16 protein-coding genes and 1 pseudogene are annotated in these 15,644 nt (G+C 45.1%); 6 read left to right on the top strand and 11 right to left on the bottom strand.

Going from position 1 to position 15,644, the window contains the following annotated elements:
- Nucleotides 1–147: 147 nt before the first annotated feature.
- The 3 genes and pseudogenes from E2R65_RS18225 to pdxH form a co-directional block, all read right to left on the bottom strand.
- Nucleotides 148–1,275: an NADH-quinone oxidoreductase subunit D gene (locus E2R65_RS18225; RefSeq protein ID WP_221229890.1), complete on the bottom strand. Its 1,128-nt coding sequence runs from the start codon at nt 1,273–1,275 to the stop codon at nt 148–150.
- Between the two features lie 159 nt (nt 1,276–1,434).
- A pseudogene (locus E2R65_RS19775) lies at nt 1,435–1,896 on the bottom strand (NADH-quinone oxidoreductase subunit C); the annotation flags it as partial.
- Nucleotides 1,893–2,540, bottom strand: a complete 648-nt coding sequence (gene pdxH, locus E2R65_RS18220; protein WP_134337925.1) for a pyridoxamine 5'-phosphate oxidase — start codon at nt 2,538–2,540, stop codon at nt 1,893–1,895. The gene pdxH and the pseudogene E2R65_RS19775, both read right to left, overlap by 4 nt.
- Before the next feature lie 110 nt (nt 2,541–2,650).
- Between pdxH and E2R65_RS18215 the strand changes: the two genes are divergently transcribed.
- Entirely contained in the window at nt 2,651–3,211 is a 561-nt protein-coding gene (locus tag E2R65_RS18215; RefSeq protein WP_134337924.1) for a YqgE/AlgH family protein, read from the top strand.
- A gap of 80 nt (nt 3,212–3,291) precedes the next feature.
- Here E2R65_RS18215 and tatA read toward each other — a convergent pair whose 3' ends face one another.
- From tatA to E2R65_RS18200, 3 genes are all read right to left on the bottom strand, one after another.
- Nucleotides 3,292–3,444: a twin-arginine translocase TatA/TatE family subunit gene (tatA, locus tag E2R65_RS18210; RefSeq protein ID WP_183500416.1), complete on the bottom strand. Its 153-nt coding sequence runs from the start codon at nt 3,442–3,444 to the stop codon at nt 3,292–3,294.
- Between the two features lie 73 nt (nt 3,445–3,517).
- On the bottom strand, nt 3,518–4,012 hold the full coding sequence (purE, locus tag E2R65_RS18205) for a 5-(carboxyamino)imidazole ribonucleotide mutase (RefSeq protein WP_134337922.1): 495 nt from the start codon (nt 4,010–4,012) through the stop codon (nt 3,518–3,520).
- Between the two features lie 89 nt (nt 4,013–4,101).
- Nucleotides 4,102–5,241 (bottom strand): 5-(carboxyamino)imidazole ribonucleotide synthase, encoded by a 1,140-nt coding sequence (locus E2R65_RS18200; protein WP_134337921.1) that lies wholly within the window; start codon nt 5,239–5,241, stop codon nt 4,102–4,104.
- Nucleotides 5,242–5,435: 194 nt separating this feature from the next.
- On the opposite strand from E2R65_RS18200, the gene E2R65_RS18195 reads away from it, so the two are divergent.
- On the top strand, nt 5,436–6,893 hold the full coding sequence (locus E2R65_RS18195) for an NADP-dependent isocitrate dehydrogenase (RefSeq protein WP_134337920.1): 1,458 nt from the start codon (nt 5,436–5,438) through the stop codon (nt 6,891–6,893).
- A 63-nt stretch (nt 6,894–6,956) separates the two neighbouring features.
- On the opposite strand, the gene E2R65_RS18190 is transcribed toward E2R65_RS18195, so the two are convergent.
- The 4 genes from E2R65_RS18190 to E2R65_RS18175 form a co-directional block, all read right to left on the bottom strand.
- On the bottom strand, nt 6,957–8,270 hold the full coding sequence (locus E2R65_RS18190; RefSeq protein ID WP_134337919.1) for an MFS transporter: 1,314 nt from the start codon (nt 8,268–8,270) through the stop codon (nt 6,957–6,959).
- A 71-nt stretch (nt 8,271–8,341) separates the two neighbouring features.
- Nucleotides 8,342–9,052 carry a hypothetical protein gene (locus E2R65_RS18185; protein ID WP_134337918.1) on the bottom strand — a complete coding sequence of 237 codons (711 nt, stop codon included), beginning with the start codon at nt 9,050–9,052 and terminating at the stop codon, nt 8,342–8,344.
- Entirely contained in the window at nt 9,042–9,695 is a 654-nt protein-coding gene (locus E2R65_RS18180) for a hypothetical protein (RefSeq protein WP_134337917.1), read from the bottom strand. Before E2R65_RS18180 ends, E2R65_RS18185 begins: the two co-directional genes overlap by 11 nt.
- Nucleotide 9,696: 1 nt before the next feature.
- Nucleotides 9,697–10,338, bottom strand: a complete 642-nt coding sequence (locus E2R65_RS18175; RefSeq protein ID WP_134337916.1) for a hypothetical protein — start codon at nt 10,336–10,338, stop codon at nt 9,697–9,699.
- A 43-nt stretch (nt 10,339–10,381) separates the two neighbouring features.
- Between E2R65_RS18175 and E2R65_RS18170 the strand changes: the two genes are divergently transcribed.
- Nucleotides 10,382–11,395, top strand: a complete 1,014-nt coding sequence (locus tag E2R65_RS18170; RefSeq protein WP_183500418.1) for a threonine aldolase family protein — start codon at nt 10,382–10,384, stop codon at nt 11,393–11,395.
- A 64-nt stretch (nt 11,396–11,459) separates the two neighbouring features.
- Here the strand turns inward: E2R65_RS18170 and E2R65_RS18165 are convergent, their stop codons facing one another.
- Nucleotides 11,460–12,404 (bottom strand): ion channel, encoded by a 945-nt coding sequence (locus tag E2R65_RS18165; RefSeq protein ID WP_134337915.1) that lies wholly within the window; start codon nt 12,402–12,404, stop codon nt 11,460–11,462.
- Nucleotides 12,405–12,697: 293 nt separating this feature from the next.
- Here E2R65_RS18165 and trpD point away from each other — a divergent pair, with 293 nt between their 5' ends.
- Genes trpD through trpB form a run of 3 tightly spaced genes read left to right on the top strand, consistent with a single transcriptional unit; the run spans nt 12,698 to nt 15,541 of the window.
- Entirely contained in the window at nt 12,698–13,687 is a 990-nt protein-coding gene (gene trpD / locus E2R65_RS18160) for an anthranilate phosphoribosyltransferase (protein ID WP_134337914.1), read from the top strand.
- A 1-nt stretch (nt 13,688) separates the two neighbouring features.
- Nucleotides 13,689–14,309 (top strand): phosphoribosylanthranilate isomerase, encoded by a 621-nt coding sequence (locus E2R65_RS18155; protein WP_134337913.1) that lies wholly within the window; start codon nt 13,689–13,691, stop codon nt 14,307–14,309.
- Nucleotides 14,310–14,359: 50 nt separating this feature from the next.
- On the top strand, nt 14,360–15,541 hold the full coding sequence (trpB, locus tag E2R65_RS18150) for a tryptophan synthase subunit beta (protein ID WP_134337912.1): 1,182 nt from the start codon (nt 14,360–14,362) through the stop codon (nt 15,539–15,541).
- The last annotated feature ends 103 nt before the right edge of the window (nt 15,542–15,644 follow it).

Genomic DNA, 15,644 nt, shown 5'->3' with positions numbered 1-15,644 from the left:
TCAGTCTGAGCTTGTCGAAGACTTAGCAAAGCGGCTCATGGTTCGGCAGGCTCACCAGGACATCTGCATTATGTCCGTTTGAGTTTGCCAAAGACTTAGCAAAGCGGTTAATGGTTTGACAGGGATTTACAATTACGCTCTAATACCTTATCTATCCACTTCACCCAGCACAAAGTCAATAGAGCCGATGATTGCAATAACATCGGCTATCATCACACCTTTGGTAATGGCCGGCACTACAGACAGGTTGTTGTAGCTTGGCCCTCGTGCTTTGGCACGAAACGGGATCTCGGACCGTTCGTTATCATGAATAAAGTAAAAACCCAGTTCGCCCTTTGAGCCTTCGGCACGCATGTAATAATCTTGCGGTTTAGGCGTAAGTTTGCGCGGCAATTTTGCACGCGGGTCAAAATCGGGGGTGCGTTTTAATTCTTTTTGCAACCTGTCCAGGCATTGTTCAATCATCCGTAACGATTGTTCTATTTCGTCAACCCTCACTTTGTATCTGTCCCAGCAATCGCCAACGGTGCCCATTGCGCCCGTGCCAATCGGTATTTCAAAATCCAGTTCGGGGTAGGCAGAATAATTGTCTATGCGGCGCAGATCGTACCTTAAGCCCGATCCACGTAACACGGGGCCGGTGCAGCCATAATTTATAGCTACATCCAATGGCAATACGCCTACATTTGCCGTACGGCTGATGAAGATCTGGTTATCGGTTAAAAGCTGGTTAAGCTCAACCATTTTGGGCTTAAAATAATCTACAAATTCGCGGCAGCGTTCTTCAAAGCCAACTGGCAAATCGTAAAACAAACCGCCAACCCATATATAATTATACAGCATGCGCGAGCCCGACGCCCATTCCAACATCCCCATAATATGCTCGCGATCGCGAAAGCACCATAAAAAAGGGGTAAAGGCGCCAATATCAATACCATAGGTACCTATGGCTATCAGGTGGGATGCGATACGGTTAAGTTCGCAAACCAGCACCCGGATGTATTCTATCCGTTTAGGAATTTCTTTATCAATACCCAGCATCCGCTCAACGCCCATAACCCACGCATGGGCGTTGGTCATGGCTGCCAGGTAATCCATCCTGTCTGTAAACGGGATGGTTTGCTGGTAGGTAAGGTTTTCGGCATGTTTTTCAAAGCAGCGGTGCAGGTAACCCACATGCGGGATAACTTCTTTTACGATCTCGCCATCGGTGATGAGTTCCAGCCGTAAAACGCCATGGGTAGATGGATGCTGAGGCCCCATATTTAACACCATATCCTCTACAGCGGCATCAGCTATTTTTTTGTGATAGCGATCTAATGCCCCGGTATATTCAGGGTTTTTAGGCTGCGGTTGCTTGTAGTTTACCTGTAAGGCTTTATCATCGGGTTGCACCGGATAATCTATCCGGATGCCTTTATAATATTCGGCAGCTACATAATCTTTTCTTAACGGATATCCTTCCCAATCATCGGGTAATAAAATCCTGCGCAGATCCGGGTGGTTTTCAAAAAAAATGCCTACCAGGTCATAAGTTTCCCGTTCATGCCAGTCGGCTGTTTGGTAAACCGGGGTTAAACTCTGGAAAGATGGCAGATTTTGCTCGTTACGGTCATTATCGCGGCTAACTTTTAAGGTAAGCAGTAAATTATATGGGATGGATGATAGTTGATATACCACGCCAAAACGGCCGGCTTCCACACCATAATCTACCCCGCTAATGCAGTTAAGAAAGTCGAAATATGTTTTTGGGTTATTGCGTAATTCCATACAAACCTCAACAATATGATCGGGGTTTATAAGCAGGGCAGGTTGCAGGCCGGTGCGCTCTTCACCAATTATTACATCCTCACCAAACTTTTGGATAAGCAATATTTTAATATCATCAAAACTCATGGCGCAAGGCGAACGATCTTCCAGGCTTTATTATCGGTTTTTTTATAAACAATCCTGTCATGCAGGCGGCTGCGGCGGCCCTGCCAAAACTCTATCAAGCGCGGCTTTAGTACATATCCGCCCCAGTAAGATGGTTTGGGCACTTCCGTTTCGGCATATTCTGCCTCCAGTTTAGCCATACGCTCTTCCAAATCCTGGCGGCCGGATATTTCCTGGCTTTGCGGCGAAGCCATAGCGCCTATCTGGCTCAGTTTTGGGCGCGAGTGAAAGTATTTTTCAGAATAGTGCTTATCAAGTTTTTCTATGGTGCCCTCAATACGGATCTGCCGCTCCATATCGCCCCAAAAAAATATCAGCGCCCCCAATGGGTTTTTAGCAATTTCTTTCCCTTTTCGGCTCAGGTAGTTGGTGTAAAATTTAAAGCCATCGTCACTAAATCCCTTTAATAAAACTATCCTGGCAGACGGGCGGCCATCGTTGGTAGCGGTAGCCAGGGTCATGGCATTAGGCTCGTGCACCCTGGCGTTAATGGCTTCATTAAACCATTTATCAAACTGGCGCATGGGGTTGGCATCTACATCGGTTTCGTTTAACGAAGCGGCGCTGTAATCCTGCCTTAAATTTTCTATATCTTTTTGGTCCATTATCGCAAACTTACAAATTAATTATACCGTACATATCAGTGCACCATTCATTTTAATCATTAATGAACATATTTTTACATTAATTGTTATTGATATATAATTTTGCACCTATGCTAAGTCCAATTTCAGCCGCGGCAGGCCGTTTATTAATATCAGAACCATTTATGCCCGACCCTAACTTTAAGCGGTCGGTTATCCTGCTTACCGAATATTCTGAAGCGGGCGCAATGGGTTTTATCCTTAATCATCAAACCGAAATGATGCTGGGCGATATCCTTCCCGATCTGTCGTATTCAGAGATCCCTGTTTACATGGGCGGGCCGGTGGCCGAGAATACGCTGCATTATATACACCGCTGCCCCGAAAAAATACAGGGAGGCATTGAGATATGGGGCGGTATTTACTGGGGCGGAGATTTTGAACAGATCAAACAGCTGATCACCAATTATCAGCTTACCGAGGATGAGATTAAATTTTTTACAGGTTACTCCGGCTGGACACCGGGGCAACTGGATGAAGAGCTGCGCGAGGATGCCTGGATAGCATCTAATAAATTTGAGGCCGATAATATCTTCAGTAACGAAAACAACCTTTGGAAAGAGGTGGTGATAAGCCTGGGCCAGCGATATGCGCATATCGCTAATTTCCCCGAGAACCCGATGCTGAACTGACAGGAATATCTGTATCTAAAAAAAGGCCTGTAACTTATCTTAGCTACAGGCCTTTCTTAGTATCAGATTGTATCGGCTTATTATTCTTTTACAGTGGTGGTTTCAGCATCGCCTTTGGCATCTTTAAAAGATTTTACGCCTTCACCAAGGCCGCGCATAAGTTGTGGTATTTTTTTACCGCCAAACAATAGTAAAATAGCAATGATGATTAAAATTATTTCTGGTGCTCCCATGATTTTTAATTAATATTTGGTTGTTATGAATAGATACGTGGTATTGGTAGGAAAGGTTTTAAGATAAAGATATTTATTTTCCTTCCATCTCGGCAGCCGATGCTTCTACTACCTGTTTTAATTTTTCTTTAAAGGCGATAAGGTTGGCAACAAGATACTCATCGGCTGTAGATAAGATCTGTGCAGCAAGGATCCCCGCATTTTTAGCTGCGTTTAAAGCTACTGTAGCCACCGGAATGCCATTAGGCATCTGCAGGATAGAAAGAATAGAATCCCACCCATCAATAGAATTGCTTGATTTTACAGGTACACCAATAACAGGTAAATGTGTTAATGATGCCACCATGCCCGGTAAATGCGCCGCGCCGCCGGCGCCTGCAATAATTACCTTGATGCCACGGTCGGCAGCGGCACGGGCGTAGCTAAACATCCTGTCGGGTGTGCGGTGTGCCGATACAACGGTTATTTCGTAATCAACACCCAGTTCTTTTAAAACATCAGCAGCATCCTGCATAATGTTTAAATCTGATTTGCTGCCCATTATAATGGCGATCTTTGGTTGGCTCATAATTTTGTTAATAGACCATGGACCATCGCCCATAGTGTTTGTTTTATTTAATTGATCTATGGACTATTGACCATAGACCATGGACTACTCTACGCGATCACCTTCAACGTTTGCTGCACATAACGTGCTTTTTCTATGGCTTTTTCCCTGTCGTTATCTATAATAGTAACATGCCCCATCTTGCGGAAAGGTTTGGTTAAAGCCTTGCCGTACAGGTGTACATAAACACCGTGGCATTTTAATATTTTTTCTATCCCCTGGTAAACTGCGGGGCCTTCGTAACCGGCTTCGCCTAAAATGTTTACCATAATGGCATTGCTCAGGCAGGCGGTATCACCTAAAGGCTGGTCAAAAATGGCGCGCAAGTGCTGCTCAAATTGCGACACAACGTTACCTTCTATGGTTTGATGTCCGCTGTTGTGAGGGCGCGGGGCCAGTTCGTTCACCAGGATCTGCCCGTCTTTGGTCAGGAACATCTCTACCGCCAGTATGCCAACAATATTTAAGGTTGATGCGATGCGCTTGGCAATATTCTCAGCCTCCATCTGTACCTCGAAGGGCAGGGTAGAGGGCGAGATCAAAAACTCCACCAGGTTAGCTTCCGGGTTAAACTCCATCTCCACCATCGGGAAGGTTTTCACTTCACCGCTTTCGTTACGGGCCACAATTACGCCAATCTCTTTTTCAAAATCAATCAGGCGCTCCACAAGGCTGGGCTCGGTAAAGGCGTTGGCCAGGTAACTTTCGTCAACCACTTTGTACACGCCTTTGCCGTCGTAACCATCCCTGCGCAGCTTTTGTATGTAGGGAAAGGGGATATGGCTTGCCCTCAATTGCTCGGGCGATGCGATCACCTGGAACTCGGCAGTTGGGATCTCATTTTCCTTGAAAAATTGTTTTTGCAGGCCTTTATCCTGTATCAGGCGGATGATGCGCGATTGCGGGTAAACTGCAACGCCCTCTTTTTCCAACTGCTCCAGGGCATCCACGTTTACCTTTTCTATTTCGATGGTGAGCAGGTCAACCTTTTTACCAAAGTTGTAAACGGTTTCGTAATCGCTTAACGAACCTACAACAAACTCGTTGCAAAGCCTGCGGCAGGGTGCCTCACGATCCGGGTCGAGTACCTTTACGGTAACGTTATAGTTTATTGCCTGTTGTATCAGCATGCGCCCCAGCTGGCCGCCGCCTAATATTCCTAATTTTAAATCGCCGTAAAATGCTTTCATGTATAGGGTGCAAATTTACCTAAATCTTTTAAATAGCGGCCCAAGAATTATTTGTTGTTGAGATGTTATGAAAAAAATGTGTTTGCGGGCATTTTAAACGTCATATTCAGCACATAAATGACTTTAAAACGCTTTCAAATCACCCCCAAAAAGCCTACCTTTGCAGCGTTTTTACACACCTCATATTATCATCCATGAAAACTAAAATAGCAGTAGCAAAAGGCGACGGTATCGGCCCGGAAATTATGGCCGCCGTGCTCCGCATTTTCGAAGCAGCAAACGTACCGCTTGATTACGAGTACGTAGAAATGGGCAAATCTTATTTTGATGCAGGCCACTCTACCGGGATGACCGCCGCAGCCAAAGAAACCATCGAGCGTTTGGGCCTGCTTTTTAAAGGCCCAATGGAAACCCCAAAGGGCAAAGGCGTAAAAAGCATCAACGTTACTGCCCGTAAAGTTTGGAATACTTATGCTAATCAACGCGATTTCAGATCATTGAATGGTGTGGACACCGTATTTTCAAAAGCCGGCATCCCGATCAACCTGACCATCGTTCGTGAAAATATTGAAGATACCTACGGAGGCATCGAGCACTTGTTAACTAACGACGTTGCCGTTGGCCGCCGTATTATTACCCGACCGGGCTCGGCCCAGGTGATCCGTTATGCTTTTGAGATGGCCCGCCGCAAGGGTTATACCAAACTGGCATGCGGCCACAAAGCCAATATCATGAAACTAACCGACGGATTATTCCTGGAAACGTTTTACGAAATAGCAATGGAATACCCGGATATCGAATCATCTGATATCATTGTGGATGATCTGTGTATGAAACTGGTATCGCGCCCGGAGATCTTCCAGGCGATTGTGTTAACCAATTTGCAGGGGGATATCGTATCTGACCTTTGTGCCGGTTTAGTAGGCGGCCTGGGTTTTGCGCCATCTGCAAACATTGGCGATAACATTTCTATTTTTGAGGCTGTACATGGTACCGCACCGGATATTGCCGGCCGTGGTATTGCCAACCCAACTGCGTTATTGCTATCAGGCATCCTGATGTTGCGTTACCTGGGCTTTACTACCGCTGCTGCCAATATCGAAAACTCCTTATTATACACTTTGGAGCAAGGCATACACACCGGCGATTTTGGTGATAAAGCGGTAGCATCTGTTAATACAGAAACTTTTGCTGATGCGGTGATCGCTAACCTTGGCCAGGTGCCTGCTAAAGGCGAAGTTATTGCACAGCCGGATATGGAAGTGAAAGCCAATCATGATCATCCTCTGAAAAATAAACTGACCGTTACCAGCACTACCACTACCGAAGAAATGGTAGGCGTGGATGTGTTTGTAGAATCCAGCAAGCAACCTAATGAACTTGCTGAGATAGCCCAAAGCAAACAAACGGATATTTTTAAATTGGTGATGATATCTAACCGGGGTACCCAGGTTTGGCCTACTGGCTCTATTTTTACCGAGCTGGTGAACGAATACCGTATCCGTTTTGAGAAAAAGGACGGTACCGAGATCACCCAGAAAGAAATATTGCAAATAGCCGCCGAGTTATCTGAAGACCTGAAAGTGTGCTCGGTAGAGTTCCTGATGAAGTTTGACGGTAAAATAGGCTACACGCTGGCACAAGGGCAATAAAGTCAAAATTTAAAAATAAAAATTCAAAAGGTCTGCCGGTAATGGCGGGCCTTTTTTTGTTGGTTAGATTCCTCTGAATTTGTAAAGCATGCTGGGTTTGGCTTCGCGGGGCATGTTTAAGATCTTAACAAACACCACTAAAAATATTAAACAGCCGCAGGTTACGCCAATCACCGGTGCGGTAGTGTAGGTCATGGCCCAGCCGGATAGGTAAGAACCCATCACATCGCAAAAGTTTACCATGGCCATATAAGCCGTAAATTGCGATCCTTCCACCTTTTTAAGGCAAAGTGCCATTAAAACCGGCATAGCAGCCACGCTAAACATCGGGTCGGCAAAATTCCAAAGCAGCAGGCCGCTGATAGTGAATACCTTATGGAACCACATCGCGCCAAAACTATTAAACAACACCAGGAATAAACAAATACCCAGCATAACCCGCAGCTGCAGCTTTGCAGGCCCCATTTTATCGGCAATTACGCCGCCGCCTATGGTAACTATCAGGGTGGCAAAAGTACCCCAGCCGCCCTGCAGCACAGATACGGCATTATCTGCCCAATGCAGGTTATGGATGAGGTGAAAAGAAAACGACCGGATGAATATGCTTAGGCAAGTATAAACCAGCGCTATGGCCCCAAAGGTTTGTAAGCTTTGATTTGCTGTAATACCGGTGTATAATTGTTTAAAAAGCCATTTTAGTTTGGGGTTGCCGAGCATTTCATGTTCTGCTTTTACACTTTTACGAAACCTGAAGGATGGAATGTAGCCATCTGTACTATCCAGCCGGATGAGGAATGTTAGCGCTGTTAGGATAAGCAGCAGGGCCGACTGTACCAACGCCGCGTAAAAAAAGCCGTAATAATGCAGCACGGTAGATAGCCCCGCCGAACCAACGGCAATCCCCATTAAATATCCGCCACGCATAAAGGCATTTACCCGGCCACGCTCGGCATCCGGTACAATAGATATGGCGATAGCATCTACACTGGCATCCTGCACGCTGGCAAAATTGCTGTGAATAAAAAACACTACCGACATTAAGGTTAACTGGCTAACCGGATCATGAACCAATAATAAGCTTAAGGATGCGAAAAAGGCCATTACCTGTGTAAGTACTACCCAATGTTTACGATGGCCTATTACCGAAAACTGGTAACGATCTATAATTGGCCCCCAAATGAACTGGATGATCCAAGGGATGCCTACAATAGCTACAAAAGTACCAATAGCATGGGATGAAACGCCCTTTGCAGCCAAATAGTTTGCTACAGCAGTTAAGGCAAAACCCGATGGGATGCCCTGCATAATATAGAGATAGAAAAACGTAAAATACCGCAGCTGGGCGCTCTCTTTAAGTACCGGTAATTTTTTTAACAAGCCTATTTAAGTTTATAATTATTAAATACTAAAACTTAAATTTTTGTTTTAAGAAAAATCGGCCGGTGTAATTAATTTGAATGCGAAGCTTTAACCTTATTGAAATAGGCTATCAGTTTTTCTACATTACCAATACCGAAATTATGGTTACGGATCTGTTCTACAACCTCGGGCTCGTCGGCCATGGCTTCGCTCATTACATCAATGAAATTTTCGCCGGTAAGGTGTTTCATATTGGCAGTATTGGTGCCATAGTAATAGCTTAGTTTAGATTTGTTACTGCCGCCACCGCCGCCTATACTTATACCCAGGCCGCCGCCATAAGCGGTGCCATAGGTGCCTGTGCCAATACCTACTGCGGGTGCTACCTGCACCTTTTTACCACCACCGCCGCCACTGTCTGCGCCGCGGGTGGCATATATTTTCATGTCGCTGTTTACAGCAACACGCACAAAATCAAACTCCTTTTTTGCCCAGGTTTCGTTACCGGGGGCATGGGCTACCACAAAACTATCGCGGCCGGCTACAAAGCATTGCAGATCGCTGGTGCTTAAATAATACGGGGTAGATTTTTCTTCATCCCTGAATGAAATAAAGCCTTCGTTTTTAAAAGGCCCGCTGCCGCCCGGGTTAGGATAAATATAGCCTTCGGTTTTTACACCTTTAACATCAATAAAATATCCGGGCAGCCATTTTTGTGCGGTTGCTGCCTGGCCGGTTAACATCATAAATAATAGCGCCAGGGCCGGTAAAGGCAAATAGTTTTTATAATTAGCGGTCATAAGATCTTTTGGGCATCTGGCCTGTAAAGTAATAAGTTAGCAGGTCCTGCATATCACCGTAACGGAAAGTTTTATCTTTAATTTTAGCAACTACTTCGGGCTTATCAGCCATCATGCCGCTCATTACCTCCATAAATTGCTTTTTATCCAACTTGGTTAGCTTATCGGCATTGGTACCATAGTAATAAGTAGTTTTTACACCGCCGCCAATAGATGTACCTACACCGATACCCATGCCCACATTGCCAGAAAAGCCGCCGGTATTGATGATGAGCGGAAAACCGTTCTTCAGGATCTGGTTTGCATATAGCTTGGTAGGGTTATCCAACAGTACCGTCATAAACGGGCTGTTTTTAAATTGCACGTTGTGCGATACCACAATGCTGTCATCGCCCATTACAAAAGAATTGATCTTGTAATAGGGGATAGGGAATACTTCGGCTTTTTCATCGGCACAGTAAAATATGCGGTCGCCGTCCTCATATTCGCCTTTACGCGGCGGTGTCCATGATACCAGGCCGTCGAAAACTTCGCCGCTGGTATGGTAAACGCGTCCTTCAAACCATTTGCGGTTATCGGGGTTTTGTGCACGGGCCGTAAACGCACCTGCAAGTAGGAAAATTATGAACAGCGTTTTACGCATTTTATAACATTGATTTAGGGTATTGGTCTGTTCTATAGAAATACAACAGTTCTTCTAACTTACTTATTTTAAAAGTTTTGTCTTTTATTTTGGCAACCACATTGGGTTTGCCTGCAAGTAAGCAGCTCATTATTTCCACAAAATTTTTCTTATTTAAAACGGTTAAACTATCCGGATTAGTACCATAATAATATTTTATAATATTGCCGCTATATCCGGGTGAAAACATCATTAAGCCGGCAGCGTTGGGAGCCATATTAGGGCTTGAATTATTTACGTAAGAAACGTATATTTTGGTATCATTGTTAAACAATACCATTAAAAAGGGTTTTTTCTGGAAATCTTTATTTTTGGTTACAACAAAGCTATCAAGCATCGTATTATCGTTTTTTAATAAAAAGGATCTTATCTCGCTATTCTTTAACTTTATTTTTTCGCCCTTTTTACCGTTTTTGTAAAATATATTATCCCCTTTACCTTTAAAAAGGTTATTTGCAGACGGCGGGTCCCAGGCTATTAACCCTTGGTGCTTAACCCCGGCCGTATCGTAATAACATCCTTCTATCCAGTTTTTGCTAAATAGCTGTGCTTTGGCTGTTAGTGTAATACTTAAAATACAAAGCAGCAGTAAAATTTTGCGCATAATGGTTTAGATTTGAAACCAAATATAATAGATTTTTTTTGACATGATAACAGTAGATCTGCGCAGCGATACCGTAACCAAACCTACGCCGGGAATGCTTGATGCCATGTGGAGCGCCAAGGTGGGCGATGATGTTTTTGGCGAGGATGAAACCGTTAACGCGCTGGAAGAAAAGGCTGCCGCCATGTTTGGAATGGAAGCCGCCATTTATTGCCCATCAGGCACGATGACCAACCAGATAGCCATCAAATGCTTTACCCAGCCGCTGGACGAACTGATAGCCGACCAAACCGCACACGTTTACCGGTACGAGGGTGGGGGCATTGCCTTTAACTCCGGCGTATCTACCCGTTTGTTAAACGGTTACCGTGGCATACTAACAGCAGAAATGATAGCGCCGGAGATAAACGCAGATAACATCCATTACCCGCATACCAGCCTGGTGGTGTTAGAAAACACAGTTAACAAAGGCGGCGGCAGCTGTTACACGCTGGAGCAGATTAAACCCATTGCCGAATTGTGTAAACAACGCGGGTTAAAGCTGCATTTAGACGGGGCCCGTATATTTAATGCACTTGCCCATACCGGCGATAATGCAGCCGGCTATGGCACTTGTTTCGACGGGATATCGGTTTGCCTGTCTAAAGGCCTTGGTGCCCCTGTAGGCTCTGTTTTACTGGCAGATAAAGCAACTATTAAGTATGCCCGCCGCATCCGTAAGGTTTTGGGCGGAGGTATGCGGCAGGCGGGTTTCCTGGCTGCCGCCGGGATCTACGCGCTTGATCATCATGTAGAACGTTTAAAGATAGACCACGCACATGCCCGCATTTTAGGCGAAGAACTTGCCCGGTGCAATTGGGTAAGCAGCGTGTTACCGGTAGAAACTAACATTGTTTTATTTGATACCACCGAACCTGCCGATACGGTTTTAGCCAGGCTGCAGGCCAAAGGTATTAAAGCCGGCAGTACCGATACACACCGCATCCGTTTTGTAACCCATTTAGATGTGCATGCCGAACAGGTAGAATATGTGGTAAATACTTTAAAAGGCTTTTAAACAGGCCGAATCAGGTGATGAGAATTTATGGGATACTTTCTGCTTAAAACGGCAGGCTTTACAACTATGTAAGTAAATGATAAGCACTTATTTTGCTCATATCCAAGGCTATTCTTCCGTCATCCTCCCGGTCAAACATCGGTATAAATCTGGCGTTCCAAACCATATCCTGTGCTACGTAGGATGTGCGCGAATGCACCGTTTGCGAGAAGGTATCGTCAAATGCTTTTAATAAAACCGAAAAACTTGCCTGGGAGGATTCCAGGTCTTCGTTGGTCATTTCTATCAGCGGGCTGCCGGCATTTAAAGGGTGCACTATCGTCCAGTTCAGGGTAAGCAGGCTTACATATTTACGTTCGAGTTCCAGCGGGAAAAAACGGCGGATAGGTTTGCCATCCACAAATTCGTTATAAGAAAATATGATCTCGATATCCAGGTCTATCAGTACATTCTTACGGATGTTTGCCAGCCTGAACATCAGCCCACGGCTGTTATCCCGGTAGGGGGCAACCAGTAAGTTCTCGCTGTAAACAATTTTGGCAGATGGTTTGGAGAAACGGCCGTAAAGCAAGCCTGTTGCCAGTGCGAAGGCCAGTAAACCTATCATCGATTCAAAAGCAGCTACGCTGTTGGCCACCACGCCATGCGGGCTGATATGCCCGTAACCCACCGTTGATATGGTTTGCGCCGAAAAAAAGAAAGCATCCAGAAAATGGCTGCCCGTGGTATCGCCGGATGCACCTTCAAGGCTATCCATGCCTATTAAAACATATACAGAGGCAAATAAAAGGTTAGCAACCAGGTAACCGCTTAGTACCACCACCCAAAACTTTCCCCAGCTCATTTTAATAAGGGTGTGATAGTTATCGGCTGTATTAAAGCGCGAGAGGCCCTTGCGTTTCACATTTACCGAACCATCTTTATTGATCAGCGGTTGGTTTTTGATCACCGGCTGCGGGCCAAAGCCAAGGTCTTTTTCGGGATTGGTTTGCTGGGTATGTATAGCCATTAATTACAATGTGATGAGTTTGATTTAGCGATCTGTAAATTAAAGATATGTGCCGGGTTCGTAAAATCAGTTATTTAATAAATGGCTAAATCAATAATTGCTCCCTGTAAAAATATTATAATGCTTGCATTTAGTGAAAACAATTTCCATATTTGCTAACAATAATATGAAAGCGCAAATATTAAACAACAATTGGTGGTGGCTTAACGAGAATTCGTAAGGCAGCCTCATTTTTTGTTTTGATAAATATACAGAAGGGTTGCCACATGGTAACCCTTTTTTTATGCCCGGTTATGAAACAGATACTTAATCATCTTTTTGAACATAAAACTTTTACCCGCCAACAATCTAAAGATATCCTGAAGGATATTGCACTGGGTAAGTTCAACAATTCGCAAATGGCAGCCTTTATGACGGCCTATTGCATGCGCAGCATCACCGTGAATGAACTGGAAGGTTTCCGTGATGCCATGCTGGAACTTTGCCTGCCGGTTGACTTGCAGAACGGCGAACTGATTGACCTTTGCGGCACCGGCGGTGATGGTAAGGATACCTTCAATATCTCTACCCTGGCATCGTTTGTGGTTGCCGGGGCGGGTTACAAGGTGGCCAAGCATGGCAACTACGGCGTATCATCGGGCTGTGGTTCATCTAACGTAATGGAACACCTGGGTTATACTTTTACCAATAACACCGATGCGCTTAAACGTAGTGTAGATAAGGCAAACATCTGCTTTTTACATGCCCCCTTATTCCACCCGGCCATGAAAACCGTGGCACCCATCCGCAGGGAACTGGGCGTAAAAACCTTTTTTAATATGCTGGGCCCGCTGGTAAACCCCGCCAAGCCCCAAAACCAGATGGTTGGCGTTTTTAATTTGGAACTGGCGAGGATCTATGCCTACCTGTACCAAAAATCAAACGTAAAATACACAATACTGAATGCATTGGATGGGTACGACGAGATCTCGCTTACCTGCGATTTTAAAACCTTTTCGTCCGAAGGCGAAAAAATAAACAGTATAGAAAGCCTGGGCTTTGATAAACTAAATGAAGACCAGATAACCGGCGGCCATACCGTAGGTGATTCGGCAGAAATATTTATGAAAGTATTGCAGCATGAAGCAAGTGCAGCACAGATCAGCGTGGTGTTAAGCAATGCAGCAATGGCCATTAAAACCATCCACCCCCAAAAAAGCTTTGCAGATTGCTTTTACGAGGCCGAAGAATCGTTGGTGGCCAAAAAGGCGCTTAACAGTTTTAAAACTTTGATAGCCGGTTAACATGAAAATTAAGGTTTGCGGATTAAAATATAGGGATAATATTAAAGCTGTTGAAGCTTTGGCGCCAGATTATATGGGTTTTATCTGTTATGCACAATCGCCGCGTTTTATTGGCGGGATGGCTGACGACGAGTTGGTAAATATCCCTACAGATATTATTAAGGTAGGCGTTTTTGTGAACGAAGATGCCGACAGCATCAGTAAGATGATCTATAAATACAAGTTTGATGCGATACAGCTGCATGGCAGCGAAAGCCCGGAGTTTTGCGATATGTACCGGCACGAGGTGCAGGTTATTAAAGCTTTTGGCGTTGATGAAAACTTTGATTTTGCACAACTGGAAGCTTACAGGAATAGCGCAGATTATTTCCTGTTCGATACTAAAACGCCGGTGCACGGCGGCTCGGGCGTAACATTTAACTGGGATATTTTAGATCAATATAAGCTGCATGTACCTTTTTTTTTATCGGGCGGTTTAAGTTTGGATAACCTGGAGGAGATAAAAAAAATAACCCACCCGGCGTTTTACGGCGTAGATCTGAACAGTAAATTCGAGCTGTCACCCGCATTAAAGGATACGGATAAATTAACAAAGGCATTTAATAAGGTAAAAGCGGAGTAGTGATTTGCTTTTTTAAATCACTGATCCATTAAATCAATAATTATTTTCGGATGAAGTACGGAGTTAACGAACAAGGCTATTATGGTGATTTTGGTGGTGCATATATACCCGAAATGCTATACCCCAATGTAGAAGAACTAAGGGCAGAATACATCAAGATATTAAGCGACCCCGAGTTTAAGGCTGAGTTTGACCAGCTGTTGAAAGATTATGTGGGCAGGCCTTCGCCTTTATATCATGCCAAAAGATATTCAGAAAAATATGGTGCCAATATCTTCTTTAAACGCGAAGATTTGAACCATACCGGCTCACATAAAATAAATAATGCCATCGGGCAGATACTGTTAGCCAAACGACTGGGTAAAAAACGCATTATTGCCGAAACAGGCGCCGGCCAGCACGGGGTAGCCACAGCTACTGTTTGCGCCTTAATGGGCATTGAATGTATAGTTTACATGGGCGAGATAGATATGGAGCGCCAGGCACCAAACGTAGCCCGTATGAAAATGCTGGGCGCTACGGTAGTGCCGGCAACATCGGGCAGTAAAACGCTTAAGGATGCCACTAACGAGGCCCTGCGCGACTGGATTGGCAACCCGGTTGATACACATTACATTATCGGCTCGGTAGTGGGCCCGTACCCTTATCCGGATATGGTTGCCAGGTTCCAGGCAATTATATCTGCCGAAACTAAAAAGCAGCTTTTGGAACAAACGGGCAGTGAATTGCCGCAGTATGTAATGGCTTGCGTGGGCGGCGGCAGCAACGCCATGGGGATGTTCTATCATTTTTTAGATGATGAGGAGGTAAAACTGGTTGCTGTTGAGGCAGCAGGCAAGGGTGTAAACAGCGGCCACTCGGCAGCAACTACCTTTTTGGGCCGCGAAGGGGTACTGCACGGCAGCCGTACCATACTGATGCAAAGCGACGACGGGCAGGTTGTAGAACCATATTCTATCTCGGCCGGGTTAGATTATCCGGGGATAGGCCCGCAGCATGCACACCTGTACAAAATTAACCGTGCCACATACGTAAGCATTACCGATGATGAAGCTTTAAACGCCGGCCTGCTATGCTCGCAAATGGAAGGTATTATCCCCGCGATAGAGACCGCGCATGCTTTGGCTTACCTGGAGAAAATGACTTTCCAAAAAAATGATAACGTGGTGATCTGCCTGTCGGGCAGGGGAGATAAGGACCTGAGTACCTATATCAAACACTTTGGCTTTTAAGTTCGCGATTAAAGAGACCGGGTAGGGCAGACCTGCCCGGTCTCTCTCGATCATCAGCCCTCCATCATTACCACCTACTGTATCATAACCGAACACAGGGTGT

The organism is Mucilaginibacter phyllosphaerae, assembly GCF_004378255.1.
In the GTDB taxonomy this organism is placed as follows: Bacteria; Bacteroidota; Bacteroidia; order Sphingobacteriales; family Sphingobacteriaceae; genus Mucilaginibacter; species Mucilaginibacter phyllosphaerae.
The sequence above is the reverse complement of the archived record's forward strand: the minus strand, read 5'-3'. Positions and strand labels throughout refer to the sequence as shown.

Coding starts and splice junctions, on each gene's coding strand:
- E2R65_RS18195 (WP_134337920.1), top strand. CDS start 5,436: ATGAAAACTAAAATAGCAGTAGCAAAAGGCGACGGTATCGGCCCGGAA.
- E2R65_RS18155 (WP_134337913.1), top strand. CDS start 13,689: ATGAAAATTAAGGTTTGCGGATTAAAATATAGGGATAATATTAAAGCT.
- E2R65_RS18225 (WP_221229890.1), bottom strand. CDS start 1,275: ATGGTGTTAAATATGGGGCCTCAGCATCCATCTACCCATGGCGTTTTA.
- E2R65_RS18165 (WP_134337915.1), bottom strand. CDS start 12,404: ATGGCTATACATACCCAGCAAACCAATCCCGAAAAAGACCTTGGCTTT.
- tatA (WP_183500416.1), bottom strand. CDS start 3,444: ATGGGAGCACCAGAAATAATTTTAATCATCATTGCTATTTTACTATTG.
- trpB (WP_134337912.1), top strand. CDS start 14,360: ATGAAGTACGGAGTTAACGAACAAGGCTATTATGGTGATTTTGGTGGT.
- E2R65_RS18215 (WP_134337924.1), top strand. CDS start 2,651: ATGCTAAGTCCAATTTCAGCCGCGGCAGGCCGTTTATTAATATCAGAA.
- trpD (WP_134337914.1), top strand. CDS start 12,698: ATGAAACAGATACTTAATCATCTTTTTGAACATAAAACTTTTACCCGC.
- purE (WP_134337922.1), bottom strand. CDS start 4,012: ATGAGCCAACCAAAGATCGCCATTATAATGGGCAGCAAATCAGATTTA.
- E2R65_RS18180 (WP_134337917.1), bottom strand. CDS start 9,695: ATGCGTAAAACGCTGTTCATAATTTTCCTACTTGCAGGTGCGTTTACG.
- pdxH (WP_134337925.1), bottom strand. CDS start 2,540: ATGGACCAAAAAGATATAGAAAATTTAAGGCAGGATTACAGCGCCGCT.
- E2R65_RS18175 (WP_134337916.1), bottom strand. CDS start 10,338: ATGCGCAAAATTTTACTGCTGCTTTGTATTTTAAGTATTACACTAACA.
- E2R65_RS18170 (WP_183500418.1), top strand. CDS start 10,382: ATGATAACAGTAGATCTGCGCAGCGATACCGTAACCAAACCTACGCCG.
- E2R65_RS18200 (WP_134337921.1), bottom strand. CDS start 5,241: ATGAAAGCATTTTACGGCGATTTAAAATTAGGAATATTAGGCGGCGGC.
- E2R65_RS18185 (WP_134337918.1), bottom strand. CDS start 9,052: ATGACCGCTAATTATAAAAACTATTTGCCTTTACCGGCCCTGGCGCTA.